The 18339-nt window shown below is 41.3% G+C and carries 19 protein-coding genes; 11 read left to right on the top strand and 8 right to left on the bottom strand.

Going from position 1 to position 18339, the window contains the following annotated elements; all coding sequences use genetic code 11:
• On the top strand, positions 1 to 179 hold a 179-nt coding region (locus AC1DVK_RS13340; RefSeq protein ID WP_477626661.1), incomplete at its 5' end, for an IS3 family transposase.
• A 55-nt stretch (positions 180 to 234) separates the two neighbouring features.
• Here the strand turns inward: AC1DVK_RS13340 and AC1DVK_RS13335 are convergent.
• Positions 235 to 1419 carry a MalY/PatB family protein gene (locus AC1DVK_RS13335; protein ID WP_410863597.1) on the bottom strand — a complete coding sequence of 395 codons (1185 nt, stop codon included), beginning with the start codon at positions 1417 to 1419 and terminating at the stop codon, positions 235 to 237.
• A gap of 94 nt (positions 1420 to 1513) precedes the next feature.
• On the opposite strand from AC1DVK_RS13335, the gene AC1DVK_RS13330 reads away from it, so the two are divergent.
• On the top strand, positions 1514 to 1774 hold the full coding sequence (locus tag AC1DVK_RS13330; protein WP_089361851.1) for a DUF1871 family protein: 261 nt from the start codon (positions 1514 to 1516) through the stop codon (positions 1772 to 1774).
• A gap of 434 nt (positions 1775 to 2208) precedes the next feature.
• Here AC1DVK_RS13330 and AC1DVK_RS13325 read toward each other — a convergent pair whose 3' ends face one another.
• A complete protein-coding gene (locus AC1DVK_RS13325; RefSeq protein WP_477626658.1) occupies positions 2209 to 3051 on the bottom strand; it encodes an alpha/beta fold hydrolase in 843 nt (280 codons plus the stop codon).
• Positions 3052 to 3359: 308 nt separating this feature from the next.
• Between AC1DVK_RS13325 and AC1DVK_RS13320 the strand changes: the two genes are divergently transcribed.
• A complete protein-coding gene (locus AC1DVK_RS13320; RefSeq protein WP_061465425.1) occupies positions 3360 to 3860 on the top strand; it encodes an Lrp/AsnC family transcriptional regulator in 501 nt (166 codons plus the stop codon).
• On the top strand, positions 3857 to 5026 hold the full coding sequence (locus tag AC1DVK_RS13315; RefSeq protein ID WP_089361849.1) for an aminotransferase: 1170 nt from the start codon (positions 3857 to 3859) through the stop codon (positions 5024 to 5026). The genes AC1DVK_RS13320 and AC1DVK_RS13315 overlap by 4 nt, the downstream gene beginning before the upstream one ends.
• Before the next feature lie 157 nt (positions 5027 to 5183).
• Here AC1DVK_RS13315 and AC1DVK_RS13310 read toward each other — a convergent pair whose 3' ends face one another.
• Positions 5184 to 5540 carry a helix-turn-helix domain-containing protein gene (locus AC1DVK_RS13310; RefSeq protein ID WP_410863593.1) on the bottom strand — a complete coding sequence of 119 codons (357 nt, stop codon included), beginning with the start codon at positions 5538 to 5540 and terminating at the stop codon, positions 5184 to 5186.
• A 141-nt stretch (positions 5541 to 5681) separates the two neighbouring features.
• Positions 5682 to 7025 carry a sodium-dependent transporter gene (locus AC1DVK_RS13305; protein ID WP_477626657.1) on the bottom strand — a complete coding sequence of 448 codons (1344 nt, stop codon included), beginning with the start codon at positions 7023 to 7025 and terminating at the stop codon, positions 5682 to 5684.
• A gap of 347 nt (positions 7026 to 7372) precedes the next feature.
• On the opposite strand from AC1DVK_RS13305, the gene yugI reads away from it, so the two are divergent.
• Positions 7373 to 7777, top strand: coding sequence for a S1 domain-containing post-transcriptional regulator GSP13 (gene yugI, locus AC1DVK_RS13300; RefSeq protein ID WP_061465421.1), 405 nt, complete (start codon positions 7373 to 7375; stop codon positions 7775 to 7777).
• A 141-nt stretch (positions 7778 to 7918) separates the two neighbouring features.
• Here the strand turns inward: yugI and AC1DVK_RS13295 are convergent, their stop codons facing one another.
• Positions 7919 to 8152, bottom strand: a complete 234-nt coding sequence (locus AC1DVK_RS13295) for a DUF378 domain-containing protein (RefSeq protein WP_089361846.1) — start codon at positions 8150 to 8152, stop codon at positions 7919 to 7921.
• A gap of 201 nt (positions 8153 to 8353) precedes the next feature.
• Between AC1DVK_RS13295 and AC1DVK_RS13290 the strand changes: the two genes are divergently transcribed.
• The 3 genes from AC1DVK_RS13290 to AC1DVK_RS13280 all read left to right on the top strand — a co-directional run bounded on the left by AC1DVK_RS13290 (position 8354) and on the right by AC1DVK_RS13280 (position 11859).
• Positions 8354 to 9517 carry an iron-containing alcohol dehydrogenase gene (locus AC1DVK_RS13290; protein WP_089361845.1) on the top strand — a complete coding sequence of 388 codons (1164 nt, stop codon included), beginning with the start codon at positions 8354 to 8356 and terminating at the stop codon, positions 9515 to 9517.
• A 145-nt stretch (positions 9518 to 9662) separates the two neighbouring features.
• Positions 9663 to 11009, top strand: coding sequence for a glucose-6-phosphate isomerase (locus AC1DVK_RS13285; protein WP_089361844.1), 1347 nt, complete (start codon positions 9663 to 9665; stop codon positions 11007 to 11009).
• A gap of 445 nt (positions 11010 to 11454) precedes the next feature.
• Positions 11455 to 11859: a YugN-like family protein gene (locus AC1DVK_RS13280; RefSeq protein ID WP_089361843.1), complete on the top strand. Its 405-nt coding sequence runs from the start codon at positions 11455 to 11457 to the stop codon at positions 11857 to 11859.
• Here AC1DVK_RS13280 and AC1DVK_RS13275 read toward each other — a convergent pair.
• On the bottom strand, positions 11856 to 12848 hold the full coding sequence (locus AC1DVK_RS13275) for a potassium channel family protein (RefSeq protein ID WP_477626656.1): 993 nt from the start codon (positions 12846 to 12848) through the stop codon (positions 11856 to 11858). The two genes, AC1DVK_RS13280 and AC1DVK_RS13275, sit on opposite strands and share 4 nt — an antisense overlap.
• A 271-nt stretch (positions 12849 to 13119) precedes the next feature.
• Entirely contained in the window at positions 13120 to 14406 is a 1287-nt protein-coding gene (locus AC1DVK_RS13270) for a glycoside hydrolase family 18 protein (protein ID WP_477626655.1), read from the bottom strand.
• Positions 14407 to 14572: 166 nt separating this feature from the next.
• On the opposite strand from AC1DVK_RS13270, the gene AC1DVK_RS13265 reads away from it, so the two are divergent.
• Positions 14573 to 14782, top strand: a complete 210-nt coding sequence (locus AC1DVK_RS13265) for an alpha/beta-type small acid-soluble spore protein (protein ID WP_061465414.1) — start codon at positions 14573 to 14575, stop codon at positions 14780 to 14782.
• A gap of 59 nt (positions 14783 to 14841) precedes the next feature.
• On the opposite strand, the gene AC1DVK_RS13260 is transcribed toward AC1DVK_RS13265, so the two are convergent.
• Entirely contained in the window at positions 14842 to 15591 is a 750-nt protein-coding gene (locus AC1DVK_RS13260) for a glycerophosphodiester phosphodiesterase (protein ID WP_176431798.1), read from the bottom strand.
• A gap of 146 nt (positions 15592 to 15737) precedes the next feature.
• Between AC1DVK_RS13260 and AC1DVK_RS13255 the strand changes: the two genes are divergently transcribed.
• A complete protein-coding gene (locus AC1DVK_RS13255) occupies positions 15738 to 16565 on the top strand; it encodes an undecaprenyl-diphosphate phosphatase (RefSeq protein WP_089361839.1) in 828 nt (275 codons plus the stop codon).
• A gap of 377 nt (positions 16566 to 16942) precedes the next feature.
• On the top strand, positions 16943 to 18265 hold the full coding sequence (locus AC1DVK_RS13250; protein WP_089361838.1) for an APC family permease: 1323 nt from the start codon (positions 16943 to 16945) through the stop codon (positions 18263 to 18265).
• The last annotated feature ends 74 nt before the right edge of the window (positions 18266 to 18339 follow it).

Raw genomic sequence — 18339 nt, 5'->3', positions numbered from 1 at the left:
GTATAGAAAGTTTCTTCTCGCATTTAAAAACAGAGAAGTTATATTTGGTATGTCCAAAAACAGCAGAGGAAGCTTATGTAGCTATTCAGGAGTATATAGACTTCTACAATACGGATCGCTTCCAGGAAAAATTTAACGGCCTTTCCCCGATTGAATATCGAGAAAAGGCCGCAGCTTGAAATACTCTTTTTTTATTGTCTACTTGACAGGGTTATGTGCAACCTGGTTCTTTTTTTATGAAAAAGCCAATTTTAAACGGTTTAGACCTTCCATCATCATGCTGCGTGAGCAACCTAGATTCATTCGGACGAAACCTTCTCCGCCAGGTCCATATTTTGAACCAGGCTCCAATGCGAGCTTCCCTTGATGGATAAGCCGTTCCTTAATTTCCTTGTCATTCAATCCAAGATCACGGCAGTCAATCCATAGAAGGTAAGAAGCATCCGGATGCATGACATGCAAAGAAGGGATTTCAGCAGCGATGAATTCCTCAGCCACTTTTATATTCTCCTCAATGTAGCCAATCATGTCTTCCAGCCAGTTTAAGCCCTCTCGATACGCAGCTTCCATCGCTGTTAAAGCGAGGATGTTAAGGCCATGAAATGCCAATTTCGTTTGTGCCTTTTGCAATTTATTTTGTAATTTTTCATTACTGGTGACCAGGAATGAAGCCTGAAGGCCGGCAATATTGAATGTTTTACTTGGCGCCATTAACGTGACGGTTATGTCGGCTAACTTCTCTGAAAGCGAGCCTATCGGATAATGTCTGGATGTTGTATGGAATAAATCAGCATGAATCTCATCACTGACGATGACTACATCATATTTTTCACAGAGCTCTCCGATTCGGAGGAGTTCTTCTTTTGTCCAAACGCGTCCGCCAGGGTTATGTGGACTGCAAAAAAGGAAAAGCTTCACTCCGCTTTTCAGCTTGTCCTCAAAATCAGCGAAATCAATCTGAAAGCGATCTTCTTCTATGATAAGGGGACTATTGACCACTTCCCGGTCATTATTTTTGATCATATCAAAAAATGGTGTGTAGACGGGTGATTGTAATAATATTTTATCGCCCGGGTCTGTGAAAGCTTGGATTGTTGTACCAATTGCAGAAACGACGCCAGAGCTAAATGAAATCCACTCTTTATCGATTTGCCAGGAGTGCCGGTCTCTAAGCCAGCGTTGAATTTCGGTGAAAACCGCTTCGGAAGGGACGGTATAACCGAAAATTGGATGATTCAAGCGTTCTATTAACGCTTTTTGAATGCCCACAGGAGATGGGAAGTCCATATCGGCAACCCACATTGGCAGAACATCTTCGCGCCCATACAATGATTTGAGCGAGTTTTTATCCCATTTTACGGATCCTGAATTTTCTCTGTTAATGTGTTCTTCAAAAATTGACTTGTTCAAAATGTCCACCGCCGAATAAAAATTTGTCGTCTTCGTGAAAAGCCTGTTGTTATGATACTATGATAACATGTTCTTTGAAAACCTATTGAGCAGGTGATGAATTATGGATACACAGCAAATGAATTTAGCGTTGGTTGCCGTTTTGCAAGAATGGGACCCTTTCCAGATAGGATGGGATCTATATGAACCGGAAATTGCGGATACGGTCGTAGCAATCCGGGATATAGATAGCCCGCAGGAACTGGCGGAAAAAATAAAGTCCATTTACGAGTTCGCTTTCGATGAAACCGTTAAGATGGAAAAATGCCTAGAAGTTGCACAGAAACTGCTCATCATAAAAAATGATGCCAGCTGTTCGATCTAAAGGTGAAAAAGGGTGTACCCAGAAATAAGGGTCACCTTTTTTACGTTGTTTTTTTGCTCTTTACTCATAGTTTTCTCTCTTTACTCATAGTTTGAGCTGTTTATTCGTGAGTTTGCGCTGTTTACTCGTGAGTTTGGGCTGTTTACTCGCGAATTTGCGCTGTTTACTCGTGAGTTTGGGCTGTTTACTCGCGAATTTGCGCTGTTTACTCGTGAGTTTGAGCTGTTTACTCGTGAGTTTGGGCTGTTTATTCGTGAGTTTGCGCTGTTTACTCGTGAGTTTGCGCTGTTTACTCGTGAATTTATGCTGTTTACTCGTGAATTTATGCTGTTTACTCGTGAGTTTGGGCTGTTTACTCGTGAGTTTGGGCTGTTTATTCGTGAGTTTGCGCTGTTTACTCGTGAATTTACTGTTTACTCGTGAGTTTTGTTTTTTTAAGTTGGGGAGGCTACACCAAGAAATTCCTTAATTAATTGATAAACCTCTTCCGGTTTCTCCTCTGGAAGAAGGTGCCCGGTATCCTCAATGACAACAAGCTCGGAATTAGGCAGGTCATCATGGAGCCTTTGGCCAATATCCAACGGTACCACTCTATCATGCCTTCCCCATATAAGCAGGCAAGGCGTATGGATATCACTAAGGTCTTCCTTCAACAAATCGATTTCCTTATCTCGGAGCATCCTCCCCAATGCACGGAAAATATCATGCTTCTTTATGAATGGCCCTAGATAGCCCTGTCGCATTTCATCGTCAATCATGGTCGGGTCATGAACGACATTTTTCAAGTTCTTTTCGATCCCGGACTTTTGTAAATACCGTTTTATCCCGAATGAAAAGAAAGGCAGGTAACTGACCATCTTCATTTTTTCCGAATAGCCGGGCTGATAGCCTGATCCGGCAAGGAGGATGGCATGGTCGACAAGATCAGGATGTGATTTTATGAGCTGCAGGGAAATCTGCCCGCCCATGGAATGGCCGATAATACTGAATTTCCTGATGTTTTTCCCCCCCAAGAACAGAACAACGGATTTAGCAATGTTCCCGAATGAATATGTATATCGATAATCCTTACCGCTTTGCCCAAATGGGGGAAGGTCTATTGAGATCACATTGAATTCCTTGATCAAATAGGGCACCAATTTACGGAAACTGAAGCTGGATGACAAAAATCCGTGAAGCAGTACAAGTGTGGGGAAGGAATCATCCATATGGTCATATTCAAAATAGATTTCTATATTTCCTACCCGTTCAATGCCTTTGATTGTATGAATTTCCATATAAATCCCTTTCTCCTCCGGTATTAGTCATAGATACAAGTGTGTGTTCACCTGAATATCCCAAAAAAGGTCCTTAAATACTGTTGCATAACAGTAATTGTAATAATAACGATGAAAAAAGACAATTACTATAACAGGTCGCCAACCAATTTTGATATAATAGTATAAGTTTATCCTGACAGAATAGGACTTATTAATTTATATTGTCATATAGGATTCTAAAAAAGTCTAATAAGGTAATTCGTGAGACTATCTGCCAGCCAAACCATCACATCTAAATTAGTGAATTCCAAAAGGGGGGTTTTCCAATGCACTTGAATGAAGAGGAATTGGAAGTCTTGAGAATCATTGAAAATAACAGCCGGATTGATCTGAAGGATTTGGCTAAAATGACCAATCTATCAGAAGCGGGCATTGAAATAACATTGAAGAAATTAGAAGATATGCGGGTTATTGTCCGTTATTTAACAGTCATTAACTGGGCGAAAGTGGATGAATACCATGGTGTCACAGCGATGATTGATGTAAAAGTCACTCCGAAACGCGGTGTCGGTTTCGATGAGGTAGCAAAAAGGATTTACAAATTCAAAGAAGTCGAGTCCGTTTATTTAATGTCGGGGGCTTATGATTTATCAGTCATTGTCGAAGGGCGTTCTATGAACGAAGTGGCAAACTTTGTTTCAGAAAAACTTTCGACACTGGATTCCGTCATTTCTACGACGACTCACTTCATTATGAAAAAATACAAGCACGATGGCACAATTTTTGACCAAACTGATGAAGATAAGCGGATAGTGGTGTCACCATGATTAAAACGAGTTATGTTTCAAGAACGATTGCAGAGCTTAAACCATCAGGCATCCGCCGCTTTTTCGACCTGGCAGCCAATTTGGAAGGGGTCATCTCACTTGGTGTGGGTGAACCGGATTTCGTTACATCTTGGGCAGTGAGGGAAGCTGCGATCAACTCCTTGGAGGAAGGGTATACCTCTTATACGGCTAATGCAGGATTATTTGAATTAAGGTCGGAAATCAGCTGGTATATGGAGAAGCAGTTCCATGTTTCATATAGACCAGAGGATCAAATCATTGTCACGGTCGGAGCAAGCCAGGCTCTCGATATTGCCCTGAGGACCATCTTGAATCCAGGGGAAGAAGTCATTGTAGTGGAACCTTGTTTCGTCGCCTATGCACCGCTTGTGACCATGGCAGGGGGAATACCGGTCACGGTCCAAACTTCAAAGGATGATGACTTTAAGTTGACTCCCGGGCAACTCGAAGCGGCAATCACGCCTAAAACGAAGGCGGTTTTAATCTGTTCACCGAATAATCCAACTGGCACCCAGCTTGGACAGGAAGAATTAGTGATGCTTGCTGATATCATTAAAAAGCATGACTTGCTTGTCATTTCCGATGAAATCTATGCTGAACTTGCTTATGATGAGAAATTCACCTCTTTTGCTGCCATTGACGGCATGCTTGAGCGGACAATTGTCATCAATGGGTTTTCGAAAGGCTTTGCAATGACCGGATGGCGTCTTGGGTTCGTTTGTGCACCTAAGGAAATTTCTGAAGCGATGCTTAAGCTTCATCAATATGCGATGATGTGTGCGCCGACCGTTGCTCAACATGCTGCATTGGAAGCTTTAAGGCACGGAATGCAGGATGTAGAAGAAATGCGTCGGAGTTATCGGAGAAGACGAAATTATATCGTGAATTCATTTAACGATATGGGTCTGGATTGTCACAATCCTGGCGGGGCATTTTATGCTTTTCCTTCCATTGAGAAAACAGGGATGACTTCGTTGGAATTTGCTGAAAAACTTCTGACGGAAGAACTTGTAGCCGTTGTACCGGGAGATGTGTTCGGGGAAAGCGGTGAAGGTCATATCCGCTGTTCCTATGCATCCTCCATGGAACAACTTCAAGAAGCGCTTAGAAGGATGGAACGTTTCATGAAGAACCATAGCCAATAAAAGCAAAAAAAATAGGGATCCGGCCGTTATAAGCAGCCGGATCCCTTTCCATAGGGGGAATTAGAAAAAGAGTTAATCTAATGGATTAACATAGAAAGTGTTAATCATAGTATATCCAGCACTCTGAAAAAAAATACACATACTACGACCATTTTTTTCAATTAGCTTGTGTATTATATAAAGTATGCATAACATTCAGAATTTGTTCTTCGCTAAAGTCTTTAGCTGTTCTTAGGATGAGCTCAGCCTTTTTGGATCCGATTTCTTCAATCAGCTTTTTTATGTCCTCGTCAACACCAGAAGCGTTTCCGGTTTGGGCGTCCTTCAAGAACTCTGAAGCTGGAATGTCAAGAACGGTCGAAAGCCGTAAAATGGTTTGAGTATCAGGAATCGATTCACCAGTTTCATACTTTTCAATCTTTTTGGTGCCGATTCGTAATTTCAAAGCCAGTTCCTGTTGAGTGAGGTTATGATCTTCTCGATATTGCCGGATTTTCTTCGCGATATTTGACATAGTCAGGCACTCCTTTTTCAGGAAATATTTTCTTTATGTAATGATTTTACCATATTATAACTAAAGGAAATCAAATGAATATGTAGGTTTTGTGAAAAAAAAATGCCGCCTCGAGAAATATCGAAACGGCATTTTGGATTACTAAATGAGATTAATTGAGTTAAGAAATACGAGTATGATCATGATCGGCACAATGTAGCGAATCAGGAAGTACCAAAGTTTAAAAAGTGACCGACCGGAATCTGCGCCAGTTTCGAACTCTTTTTGGACCTCGATCCTTTTCATTTGATAGCCGATGAAAAGGGATATGAACAAGGCGCCGACTGGCAGTGCGATGTTGCTTGTCAGATAATCAGCCAAATCGAATATGGATAAATTGAAAATCTTCACATCTGAAAGCACCCCAAATGATAATGCGCTTGGAATTCCAATCAAGAAAACGACGCTACCAGCTATCCAAGAAGCCTTCTTCCGCTTTGCGGTATCACCTTTGATCATGGCTGCAACGACGATTTCGAGAATGGAGAAGGCCGTTGTAAGTGTGGCGAATAATAATAATATGAAGAAAATGGCCATGAAGATCCCGCCAAGCGCCATTTCATTGAATACGGCAGGCAACACGACGAATACTAGTCCAGGACCGCTAGAAGGGCTGAAGCCCAGTGCGAAAACAGCTGGGAAAATGACTAAACCTGCTAACAAGGAAATGAAGATATTCAGTCCAACCACCGAGAAGGCCGATTTAGTTATATCTTCTTTTTTACTTAAATAGGATGCATAGGTTACCATCACTGAAACACCAACACTAAGTGCAAAGAAGGATTGGCCAAGAGCTAATAGGATCGTTTCCCCTGTTAAAGCGGAAAAGTCCGGCTTCAAGAAGAATTTTACACCCTCCATTGCTCCGTCCAGAGTCAAGGAACGGATGAGGAGAATAATGAAAAGAATGAACAATGAAGGCATCATATATTTATTCGCTTTTTCAATTCCTTTGGATACGCCACCTTGCACGACCCAAATGGTTAAAACCATGAATAATAATTGAGCGATGACCGTTTCATAAGGATTGCTGATTATCGTATTGAAGAAGTTTCCATACTCAGTCTGGGTTAAGTTTGAAAGGGAACCGGTTAAACTTCTTGCTAAATAGGAGATGATCCAGCCGCCAACGACACTAAAGAAGGAAAGCAGAATGATGGAAGCGACGACACCGCCATATCCGATCAAAACCCAAGGTTTTCCTGGGGCGATATATTTATATGCGCTAATGGCATCTTTCTGTGCATTGCGGCCAATTGTGAATTCCGCTATTAATATGGGGGAACCGATAAGCAGTGTGAACAAAATGAAGAGCAGGAAAAAGACCCCTCCACCATTTTCACCAGTCATATATGGGAGCTTCCAGATGGCGCCTAATCCAATAGCGGATCCCGCGGCTGCCAGGATAAACCCAAGTTTTGAAGTCCATTGTTCTTGTTTTGACATGATGGAAAAACTCCTTTAGATGTAAAGATTATCTAGCTGTAAACAATAATTTCTTTAAAACATTTTTTCATCTTACTATGATTATGAGGAAATGGGTAGTGTTTTAATATTACAATCTTTAGAAAAATGAGTAAATATATTAAGGGAATGGAGGTTATTTGCAAATTTTTAGGATAAATTATAAATAACGTTCTTATAATATTTATTATTTCCAAAAAACAAACATTTTTAATGAGTAAAATTCAAAAAAGTATGGTATACTTAACTTTGATTATTTTCCAATTATGTGATATAATTTTTTATTGCGTGAAAAGACGAAAAAATATATATAAAATAGGAGTGTTACCATGTCTGAAAAATTCGAAATTGGTGCGGTAGTTACTGGTAAAGTAACTGGTATTCAACCATACGGTGCTTTTGTTGCTTTAGATGAATCAACTCAAGGTTTAGTTCATATTTCTGAAATTACTCACGGATTCGTTAAAGATATCAACGAACATTTAAAAGTGAACGATGAAGTAAAAGTTAAAGTGCTTTCAATCGATTCAGCTGCTGGAAAAATCGGCTTATCGATCCGCGCAACAGAAGAAGCTCCTGAGCGTACTGAAGCTCCGAAAAAAGCTCCAAAAAAACGCCAAGCATCTGTTAAAGCAACATCTCACATCGAATCTACTGAAGGTTTCAACACATTGAAAGACAAACTTCAAGAGTGGATTGAACAATCTCAACGCGAAGACTTAATCAAAAAATAATTTTGTGAACCGACAGATCAATCGATCAGTCGGTTTTTTTTGTCATTTTCATGATTTCATGAAAATGAATTAAATAAAGCCGGGTCATGTTTTTTATCCATGGTCCGGCTTTATTTTTATAGAATATAAACAAAATCCCTTTCAACGATTCGGTTTGGTTTCTGGTTCACTGGCAATTTCAGGACTTGGTTTAAAGAGAAGACCAAGGTTAATTAGGCCGGCAATTCCAACCAATCCATAAATGATACGGGCCATTCCAGCATCTTGCCCTCCGAAAATCGAAGCGACCAAGTCAAATTGGAAAAACCCTATTAATCCCCAGTTGATTGCCCCGATTATTGTAAGAACAAGTGCAATTCTTTGAATTCCACTCATTGTACAGCCTCCTTTTTTTGAAAAAATTAGTTCTTTACTTATCATGCTTTTTCATCATGTAAATATACATCCTTACAGAAGTTCGGACGGATGCTTTGTATTTATATGGAATATTGGTCATAATGAAGAAAAGAAAAAAACTGCCATTGGCCAAGTGGGCAATTTTCTAGAGGCCGATGTGGCATTAAGGAGAGAAATCTTTTGGAGAATTTCACTTATAAAAACCCTACTAAAATAATTTTCGGGAAAGATCAGCTTGGAAGTTTAAAAACGGAAATCCCTGCATATGGTGATAAGGTTTTACTTGTATACGGTGGAGGAAGCATAAAGAAAAATGGCTTATATGAAAAAGTGATCAATGCCTTGAAAGAGATCGATGCAGAGGTGCACGAACTTTCCGGAGTTGAACCGAATCCGCGCATCTCAACAGTCCGGAAAGGTGTGGAACTTTGTAAAGAACATGGTATCGACTTTGTGCTTGCTGTTGGAGGCGGCAGTGTCATTGACGCGACAAAGGCCATTGCTGCCGGTGCTAAATATGAGGGGGATCCATGGGATCTAGTCATTAAGGAGGCATCAGTAGAAGAGGCCCTTCCGTTTGGAACGATACTGACTTTAGCTGCAACCGGCTCCGAGGCAAATTCCGGCTCAGTCATTACAAACTGGGAAACGAAAGAGAAATATGGATGGGGAAGTCCATTGGTATTTCCCCAATTCTCCATTTTGGATCCAGAAAATACTTTTTCGGTACCGAAAGATCAGACTGTATACGGAATGGTCGATATGATGTCACATGTGTTCGAAACGTACTTCCATCCGGAAACGCATGCACCTCTTCAAGACCGTTTTTGTGAATCGCTGTTACTGACAGTGATTGAAACGGCGCCTAAACTATTGGAAAACCTGGAGGATTATGAACACAGGGCCACTATCCTATATGCAGGAAATATTGCCTTGAATGGTTCGCTTGGGGTTGGCTACAGTGGGGATTGGGCAACGCATAACATTGAACATGCCGTTTCAGCTGTTTATGACATCCCGCATGCCGGAGGATTGGCCATCTTATTTCCAAATTGGATGAAACATGTGCTCCATGAAAATGTTGCACGCTTTAAACAGGTTGCAGTCCGTGTGTTCCATGTTGATCCGGAAGGTAAAACGGATGAGGAAGCGGCCCTTGAGGGCATTGAAAGACTAAGGTCGTTTTGGAGCAGCTTAGGTGCGCCGACCAATCTTTCGGATTATGGCATCGATGACTCACAATTGGAAGTCATGGCTGATAAAGCGATGAGCAGAGGGGGATTTGGGCGATTCAAAATCCTGAACCGTGAAGATGTCCTTGCCATTTTACGGGCTTCATTATAATTCAAGTGAAATGTTCATTCTCCCGCCTTGTCAGGTGGGAGATTACTTTGAACGTATAATTCGTTATTTACTTGACCGATATCTTGATTATGAGAATTACATCAGATAAAGTGATAGGGAAACTAAAAATCAAGGAGGAATTTGAATGGCCCATATTCGTTTCGATTATTCAAAAGCCCTGCCGTTTTTCGGGGAGCATGAAATTACCTATTTACAGGATGCTGTAAAAGTGGCCCACCATTCTCTGCATGAACAGACAGGGGCAGGCAATGAATATCTTGGCTGGCTTGATTTACCCGCCAATTATGATAAAGAAGAGTTCTCGAGGATCAAAAAAGCAGCGGAAAAAATAAAAAAAGATTCAGATGTGTTACTGGTTATCGGAATCGGTGGATCATACCTGGGAGCGCGCGCGGCAGTTGAAATGCTTCAACATAGTTTTTATAACATTTTGCCGACGGACAAAAGAAAAACACCGCAAATTTTATTTGTAGGTAATAATATAAGCTCTACATATATGCAGGACGTAATGGACCTGTTGGAAAACAGGGATTTCTCGATCAATGTTATCTCTAAATCCGGTACGACCACTGAACCAGCACTGGCCTTCAGGATATTCAGGAAACTGCTGGAACAAAAATATGGTGTTGAAGAAGCTAAAAGCCGAATTTATGCGACCACTGACAAAGAAAAGGGCGCATTAAAAACGGTAGCAACGGAGGAGGGTTTCCAAACTTTCGTCATTCCTGATGATGTTGGCGGACGTTACTCTGTCTTAACGGCAGTTGGGTTGCTTCCGATTGCGGTCAGCGGGGCAGATATCGATCAAATCATGGAGGGAGCCGAGCGTGCAAGGTTGGACTACAGTTCTTCCGAGCTAGCTGATAATGAGGCATACCAATATGCAGCGGTTCGAAATATCCTTTACAATAAAGGGAAAACCATTGAAATGCTGATAAACTATGAGCCTGGACTTCAATACTTCTCTGAGTGGTGGAAACAATTATTTGGAGAGAGTGAAGGAAAGGATCAAAAGGGGATTTTCCCTTCATCCGCTAACTTTTCGACTGACCTGCATTCATTAGGGCAATATGTTCAGGAAGGGCGGCGTGATCTTTTTGAAACAGTCATCAAAGTGGAAAAGGCCCGTCATGAAATTTTAATTGAAGAAGCGGACAATGACTTGGATGGCCTGAATTACCTTTCAGGTGAAACGGTGCAATTCGTAAATAATAAAGCATTTGAGGGCACTCTTTTAGCACATACGGACGGTGGCGTTCCCAACCTGATCGTAACGGTTCCTAAGCTTGATGCTTATACATTTGGCTACCTTGTATATTTCTTCGAGAAAGCTTGTGCAATGAGCGGTTACTTACTAGGTGTCAATCCATTTGATCAGCCTGGAGTGGAAGCATATAAGGTGAACATGTTTGCGCTTTTAGGCAAGCCAGGTTATGAAAAGAAAAAAGCGGAGCTAGAACAGCGCTTATAATAAAAAAAGCATGAAGCAGGAATAACATCCAGCTTCATGCTTTTTTATTGAACTCTAAAGTTAAATTAACATATTCGAATGCTTGCATTAAAAAACCGAAGAATTTGGGTTCATGTGTGCACAATTCATCAATGATGAATTCCAATTACACAGGTTCCGCAAATTCCGGTTCTTCAAAGATGAAAAGGCTTTAAGCAAAGCGGGAGAAAATCCAGCAGCTGCAACAGGAAGTGCGGCAATCTAGAAATGCAGATCCAGCAATTGCAATTAATGAAGCTCTGAAGCTGAAATAAACTTTATAAAAGAGCGTAAGGATACCTTGGGGATCAGAGAGAAAGCCAATCTTCTTTATCCTGAACCGAGGGTACAATCGAGTCATTCCAGGGGTTTTTTTAAAGGCCTTTTGGTTAAGCTAATAGAAAAATGGCGAAAGAGGTTTTTTACTATGATTAAAATTTCTTCTGAGTTGGAAGGGAAAACATTCGGTTTGTTCGACCTGGAGACGAAGTTAAAGCCGGAAGGATATGTGATAGGTGGAGGCTGGGACTATGACAATGGGTCGTTTGATTATAAAATGGATAACAGTGATGGGTACCAGTTTTTGCGTGTCCCTTTCAGGGCGGTTGATGGTTCACTCGATCAGGATGGGGTAATGGTCGAACTTTTACAACCGTTTTTGTTATCTCATAAATACGAGGACGGTGTTGACGGTGAAGGAAATATCGGAAACCTCACCGCTTCCTTCAATCAGTTTGCTGAGCCGGAAAATCCGGATGCCGAATTTCCGGAAAACTATATCTCTTATGGAAAATCGCTTGTCCATGATTTGGAAAAGCTTTTATTACATTAATCTTCAATGATGATTAGAGTGTCATTGCGATGTATGATTACATTTGCAGGGGGCTTGATGAATGTCTCGCCTCCTGATATGATGCCCACCAATAGAATGTCTTGATCAAATAGCTTGGCGCTCAACTGTTTAAACGTCAATTCCGCCCAGTCACTCTGGATGGCCAGTTGTTTGATGTTCAATCCATCCCATTCATTTTGCTCTTCAGCTTCCACAATGATCCCTCTCGATAAGCAATCCTGCATATAATCACTTGCAAATTTATTCGTTTCGACAATACCATCCGCTCCTGCCCGCAAAGCATTTTCCTTTTGTTCTTGCGTCAATATTTCCACTAGACAATACAAATGCGGATTCAAGCCTTTGACGGCCAGTAACGTTAATATCGAGAACATATCCGTATGCAGCTCGTCTTGCTTGAGGTCAGCGGTGATAAGGACGCGTATGGCCTGTTTTATATTAGCTTTTTGCAAAACGGAATCCAATGTAGCTTTTCCTTGGATAAAGTGGATATTCGTTCTTGGTAGCGGGTGCTTTTGCAGCGTATCATCTATAAGGACAATAGGTTGATGATGAGTTCTATTATGAATGTTTTGGATGATTCTCCTGGAACGGCCATTCCAGCCCACAATGATAATATGGCCACCGCCGCTGAATACTTTCTTTCCTGTTAGAAATTGCTGTTCATTGGAAATGGACATTTTAGCAATGTATGCAAAATAAGAGGTGATCAGGCCGGCACCTGACAAAATGAGGGTGATCCCAATGACTTTACCAAGATTGGTCACAGGCGTGTAATCTCCGTAACCTACCGTTGACATAGTCACGATTGCCCACCAGATGCCATCGAGTAAAGTAGGGAATCTTTTCGGCTCCACAAGGTGGATCAATACCCCGAAAGAGAGTAAAAATAATGCGATGGTAGAAAGCAATCTGATGAAACGCGGAATTCTAGGAACGGTGCTAATGTATGTACCGAATCTAATCATGTTTTTCACACCCCTTAAGCTGTTCCTTTTAGTATGGTCAAAAAAGGCTTTGCTCATAAGGCAGTCAAACAAACTTTGAATCATGAATTTCGTAGATTATCTAAAAAAGTGCAACTCGGATAACAGGGAAATGATAAAAGCCTTCCAGAACGTCGGAAGGCTTTTATGGCTGAGTCACGTATCCTGAACTGGACTTCATGCTCGATGATGGATTATATGTCAGGTTGCGTTTCGGTATTCCAAAAGTTTGATAAATAGGCTCAATCTGTTCTTAGACCCTTCTGCGTACGTTGAAGTTATCACTGATGAGCAGCCAGTTTTGAGGGAAGGCTAGGCCGAGCTTCCAATAACTCATCCCCCTTAGATTCAATTCCTTGATTAAATCGAATTTTGCCTGAATGGATCTGGCATCTTCAAACCACACCTCATGCTGCTTATCCTCAATATCCGTATAATTGAAGTGCGGGGCCTGTGCGGTTTCATCATACTCGATGGCAACATTATTGGCAGCTGCAATCTGGATGGCCTGCTGCGGACTAACAGCCTTGGCAGTGGATCCCTGTACAAAAGGCAGGGTCCAATCATAGCCATATAGATTTTGCCCCATCAGGATTTTGTTGGCAGGAATTTCAGTGACGGCATATTCGAGCACATCCCGAACAGATCCAATTGGCGATACAGCCATTGCCGGTCCCCCGCTATACCCCCATTCATAAGTCATGATGATAACGAAGTCGACGATTTCGCCATGTGCTTTATAGTCATGAGCCTCATACCAACGGCCTTTTTGTTCCGCACTTGTTTTGGGGGCAAGTGCCGTAGAAATGAACCATCCTTCTTTCTTGAAACGTTCCTTGGCTTTTCGGAGAAATTGATTATAAGCTTCTTTATCAGACGGCCTTAAAAACTCAAAGTCAAAGTGGATATCCCGGAATCCATATTTCTTTGCAGTTGAAACGATATTGTTCAGGAACTTATTTTGAACGGAAGTGTTCGTCAAGATGATTTGCCCGAGCTCATCGCTGAATTGGTCTTTTTCCTGATTCGTGATCACCATCATCAAGACATTTTTATTTTCCCTGGCGATGGCAGGGAATTCATTGAGCAATGGCTCTTTTAAGGAGCCGTCACGAAGCGCCTGGAAGCTGAATGGGGCCAAATAGGTTAAATAGGGCCCAGCTTCCCTTGCAGCCGTTTCAAGGGCCGGTGCAACCGTCGTACCCCTCGGCTCGACATACCCATTGAATTCGGCGGTCCTTTTCTTACGTGCTGGAATATAGAGCCGGTATCCAACGGATAAGTTTTGATTTTCGGAAATGCCATTTATTTTTGCCAATTCTTGAAAAGGGACATCAACCTTTTGGGAAATGGAATAAAGACTATCACCGGGTTGAACGAAATAATAGCTGCCGACAATTGGAATGACAAGGGCCTGCCCAGTAACAAGATTAGTTGGGTTAGGAATCTTATTTGTTTCCACGAGCCTATCAACAGTTACGCTGTACGTCTGGGCGATGCCATATAACGTCTGGCCTGGCCTAACCACATGTATTTGCAAATCTTTTCCCTCCTACTGAAAGTTTCCTAACAGTTTATGAACAGAAAAAGGAATTCATGATAAAGAGCTTTGGATTGAAGGGATCGTAAAGAAAAATAATTCAATAAATTGGCAATAATAATTTAAGCTAAAAATGCTAATTAATATTAGTAGGAGGTGAAAACACATGGCAAACAACAATAACAGCAATCAACTAGTAGTAGCTGGTGCAGAGCAAGCCCTAGAACAAATGAAGAATGAAATCGCTAGTGAATTTGGTGTAAACTTAGGTGCAGACACTACTTCTCGCGCTAACGGATCTGTTGGTGGGGAAATCACAAAACGTTTAGTTCAAATGGCTGAACAACAATTAGGCGGATCAAACTTTTCTCGTTAATAACTGAATAAATATGGATTTGAAAGAGAAGGGGCATCGCTCCTTCTCTTTCGCATTATTCAGCCATGTGACTGCCAAGCCTTTAAAATCTTGATTGCCTTTTCAGGGAAATCGGTCATGATAACGTCGACATCCATCTCTGCGAGCTTGACGATGTCCGCTTCATCATTGGCGACCCAAGGGCGGATTTTGTATCCAAGTTTTTTCGCTTTATCACTCATTGCTTGAGTCAGGCTATTTTTATCAGGATGAAAACCGGCTTCTTTTTTATCACGTAAGATTTCTTCGAAGTTTTCAGGAAGCCCTTCGAACAATAATGCACGTTCAAGTTCTGGGGCAAGCATCTTCACTTTTTCAATTGATTGATGGTTGAAGGAAGATAGGATCACCCGATTTTCCATTCGGTATTGATGAATTAAATCAATGATCTTCTGTTCGATCCCTTCGTAAGCGAGTTTATCCGTTTTGATTTCGATATTCATCAATAAAGCATTATCCCTGGCCCAGTCGAAAACTTCTATTAAAAAAGGAATCCGCTCCCCAAGGAATTCCTTGGAGAATTTGCCCCCGGCATCAGCCGTCTTCAGCTCCTGTGACGAATGATCTTTTACATAACCAGTAAGGTTGGTCGTTCGATCAAGTGTTTCGTCATGGATGATGACCAATTCCCCATCAGAACTGAGGTGGACATCGAACTCGATCCCCTCGGCACCGATTTCTGCCGCCTCTTGAAATGCAGCCATGGTATTTTCAGGATGCGTCCCTTTGGATCCTCTATGGGCGAAAATCAATATGTTTTGCAAATTCATCACTTCCCCTTTAAACTTTATCTTGAACCCTATCATACATGTATCCCTAAATTGTTTCAGCAATGTTTAATAGACAATATTTTAAACAACGAGTAAAATACATATGGTATTTCCATAACAGGTGTTCGAATTATGAGGTGAAAAAAATGAATATGTGGGAAATTTTTGTTGCTGTTGTCCTTGGTCTTGTTGAAGGATTAACTGAATTTGCTCCTGTATCGTCTACAGGGCACATGATTATCGTTGATGATTTATGGCTGAAATCGAATGAACTTTTCGGTAGTGAAATAGCCAATGTGTTCAAGGTGGTTATCCAGCTTGGTTCGATACTCGCTGTAGTCGTGCTCTTCTGGGGGCGATTCATGGACTTGCTTGGTTTAAGGAAAATGAAAGACCCATCTGCTGTGAAGGGCCAAAAGCTTAACCTCTTGCAGATCATCGTCGGATTGTTACCAGCTACTGTATTAGGTCTATTGTTCGAAGATTATATCGATGAAAATTTATTTACCATGAAGACGGTTATCGTTGGATTAATCTTGGGCGCATTTTTAATGATTGCGGCTGATAAATTCCGTCCAAAGCTGACTACAGAAACGGTTGACCAAATCACTTATAAACAAGCTTTTGGTGTAGGGTTAATTCAATGTTTGGCACTGTGGCCGGGATTCTCACGTTCAGGTTCAACGATTTCCGGTGGTGTACTATTAGGGATGAGCTATCGGGCTGCTTCCGATTTCACGTTCATCATGGCGGTGCCGATCATGGCGGGTGCCAGTCTTTTAAAGATAGTTAAATATTGGGATTACTTCACACCTGAAGTTATGCCATTCATTATCGCAGGTTTCATAAGCGCATTCATCTTTGCGTTATTCTGTATCCGCTTTTTCTTGATTTTAATCAATAAAGTTAAATTGACTCCTTTTGCCATCTACCGGATTGTCTTGGCGGTTGTGCTTTTATTCATTATTTGGTAATACGAATTGAAGCTTGAAAGAGGAGTGGAACCACCCCGTTGATTCGGAGTGGTTTTTTTTGTGTCCGAGAAAAAACCTGGTATCTCAGACTGTATATATAACGAATGATACTTGCGTTTTGTGGTATTTAATTCGTTATTATCGAGTTAAATTTCTATAAAACGTTTTTTCTACAGAGAATATTCGGTTTTTGTTGCGGTTCCAGACATAATTAGTAAAAAAAATATAATTGTAATAAAGCTAGCCAAGCACAGTAATACCAACGTGTCCGGAACCTTATTGGACTATTCAAATTATTGAATAAGTTATTTCCATATAATTTATATGATATAATTTTAGTATAAAACAAGTACATGTGTACACCTAGGGAGGACATCATGGGGAATGACCAATTGAAAAAAACGATTGGCTTTTGGATTGGAACATCTATTGTAGTTGGTACAGTTATCGGTTCTGGTATTTTCATGAGACCTGGTGACGTGCTTGAGTTAAGTGGTAATTCAACCATGGCCTTATTAGCTTGGCTGATAGGTGGCCTGATTACCCTTGCAAGCGGATTGACGATTGCGGAAGTGAGTACTCGGATTCCTAAAACTGGCGGCTTATATGTCTATATGGAAGAAGTGTACGGAAAAGCATGGGGATTCCTATGCGGCTGGGTTCAGACATTGGTATATGGACCTGCAGTCATGGGCGCACTCAGTTTATACTTCGGGTTATTAGTCGCAGGAATATTTAATATCGCTTCAGATTACACTTTGGCAATAGGCATTCTTACAATCGTATTTATAGCAGGCATGAATCTGCTGGGGACAAAATACGGCGGTATAATACAAACATTATCGACCGTTGCTAAATTGATCCCGATCATATTCATAGCGGTGTTCGGTATCGCACAAGGTGATATGCCTGTATTCAATATCAGTAGTGAAAGTTCAATGAAAATCAGTATGGCTGGTGCGATTTTGGCTACTCTCTGGGCGTATGATGGCTGGATGAATGTCGGCTTCATGGCAGGGGAAATGAAAAATCCACAGAAAACGTTGCCGAGAGCTATCATAACAGGATTAGTCGTGGTCATGGTCGCATACTTGGCTGTGAACCTTGCCATGCTTCATGTTTTGGGAGCAGAGGGAGTCATCGCTCATGGTACGAATGCAGCGAATGTTGCGGCAACGCTTCTATTTGGTGAATTGGGCGGGAAATTGATATCAATCGGAATAGCGATTTCAATCTTCGGATGTTTGAACGGAAAGCTTCTGACCTTTCCGCGCATAACCTTGGCGATGGCGACTGATAAAATGATGCCTGGCCATAAACAAATCGGGAAAATATCGCCCAAGTTTAAAACGCCCATAAATGCTACGATATTACAAGTGATCATTGCCATCATAATGATGGTTGTAGCAGACCCTGACAAACTTACCAATATGGCCGTATTCTCTGTCTTCTGTTTTTATGGATTAGCCTTCTTCGCGGTCTTCATCTTACGCAAGAAAGATCCCGATGCAAAAACATATAAAGTCCCGTTTTACCCATTAATCCCCATTGTAGCCATTGCTGGTGCAATATATATTGTTGTAAGCACATTAATCCAAACACCTTTAAATGCCCTGTACTCGGTGATCATCCTCTTTATAGGTATGCCTGTGTACTGGCTGCTTAAAAAAAGTGAGCGGGATGATAAACGTTCATATTAATGAAAAACCCTTCACTGCATACAGTGAAGGGTTTTTTGTGAATTGCTGGAACTTACTTTTCCGTTTGGCCATAA

It is taken from the genome of Peribacillus sp. P4_B1 (genome assembly GCF_056402395.1).
Note: the sequence above shows the minus strand (reverse complement) of the source record. Positions and strands in the feature narration are given on the sequence as shown.

What these genes read in the sequence shown, in the direction of transcription:
- AC1DVK_RS13250 (WP_089361838.1), top strand. Translation starts at nt 16,943, where the DNA reads ATGGGGAATGACCAATTGAAAAAAACGATTGGCTTTTGGATTGGAACA.
- AC1DVK_RS13305 (WP_477626657.1), bottom strand. Translation starts at nt 7,025, where the DNA reads ATGTCAAAACAAGAACAATGGACTTCAAAACTTGGGTTTATCCTGGCA.
- AC1DVK_RS13330 (WP_089361851.1), top strand. Translation starts at nt 1,514, where the DNA reads ATGGATACACAGCAAATGAATTTAGCGTTGGTTGCCGTTTTGCAAGAA.
- yugI (WP_061465421.1), top strand. Translation starts at nt 7,373, where the DNA reads ATGTCTGAAAAATTCGAAATTGGTGCGGTAGTTACTGGTAAAGTAACT.
- AC1DVK_RS13310 (WP_410863593.1), bottom strand. Translation starts at nt 5,540, where the DNA reads ATGTCAAATATCGCGAAGAAAATCCGGCAATATCGAGAAGATCATAAC.
- AC1DVK_RS13265 (WP_061465414.1), top strand. Translation starts at nt 14,573, where the DNA reads ATGGCAAACAACAATAACAGCAATCAACTAGTAGTAGCTGGTGCAGAG.
- AC1DVK_RS13255 (WP_089361839.1), top strand. Translation starts at nt 15,738, where the DNA reads ATGAATATGTGGGAAATTTTTGTTGCTGTTGTCCTTGGTCTTGTTGAA.
- AC1DVK_RS13295 (WP_089361846.1), bottom strand. Translation starts at nt 8,152, where the DNA reads ATGAGTGGAATTCAAAGAATTGCACTTGTTCTTACAATAATCGGGGCA.
- AC1DVK_RS13325 (WP_477626658.1), bottom strand. Translation starts at nt 3,051, where the DNA reads ATGGAAATTCATACAATCAAAGGCATTGAACGGGTAGGAAATATAGAA.
- AC1DVK_RS13260 (WP_176431798.1), bottom strand. Translation starts at nt 15,591, where the DNA reads ATGAATTTGCAAAACATATTGATTTTCGCCCATAGAGGATCCAAAGGG.
- AC1DVK_RS13285 (WP_089361844.1), top strand. Translation starts at nt 9,663, where the DNA reads ATGGCCCATATTCGTTTCGATTATTCAAAAGCCCTGCCGTTTTTCGGG.
- AC1DVK_RS13315 (WP_089361849.1), top strand. Translation starts at nt 3,857, where the DNA reads ATGATTAAAACGAGTTATGTTTCAAGAACGATTGCAGAGCTTAAACCA.
- AC1DVK_RS13280 (WP_089361843.1), top strand. Translation starts at nt 11,455, where the DNA reads ATGATTAAAATTTCTTCTGAGTTGGAAGGGAAAACATTCGGTTTGTTC.
- AC1DVK_RS13275 (WP_477626656.1), bottom strand. Translation starts at nt 12,848, where the DNA reads ATGATTAGATTCGGTACATACATTAGCACCGTTCCTAGAATTCCGCGT.
- AC1DVK_RS13320 (WP_061465425.1), top strand. Translation starts at nt 3,360, where the DNA reads ATGCACTTGAATGAAGAGGAATTGGAAGTCTTGAGAATCATTGAAAAT.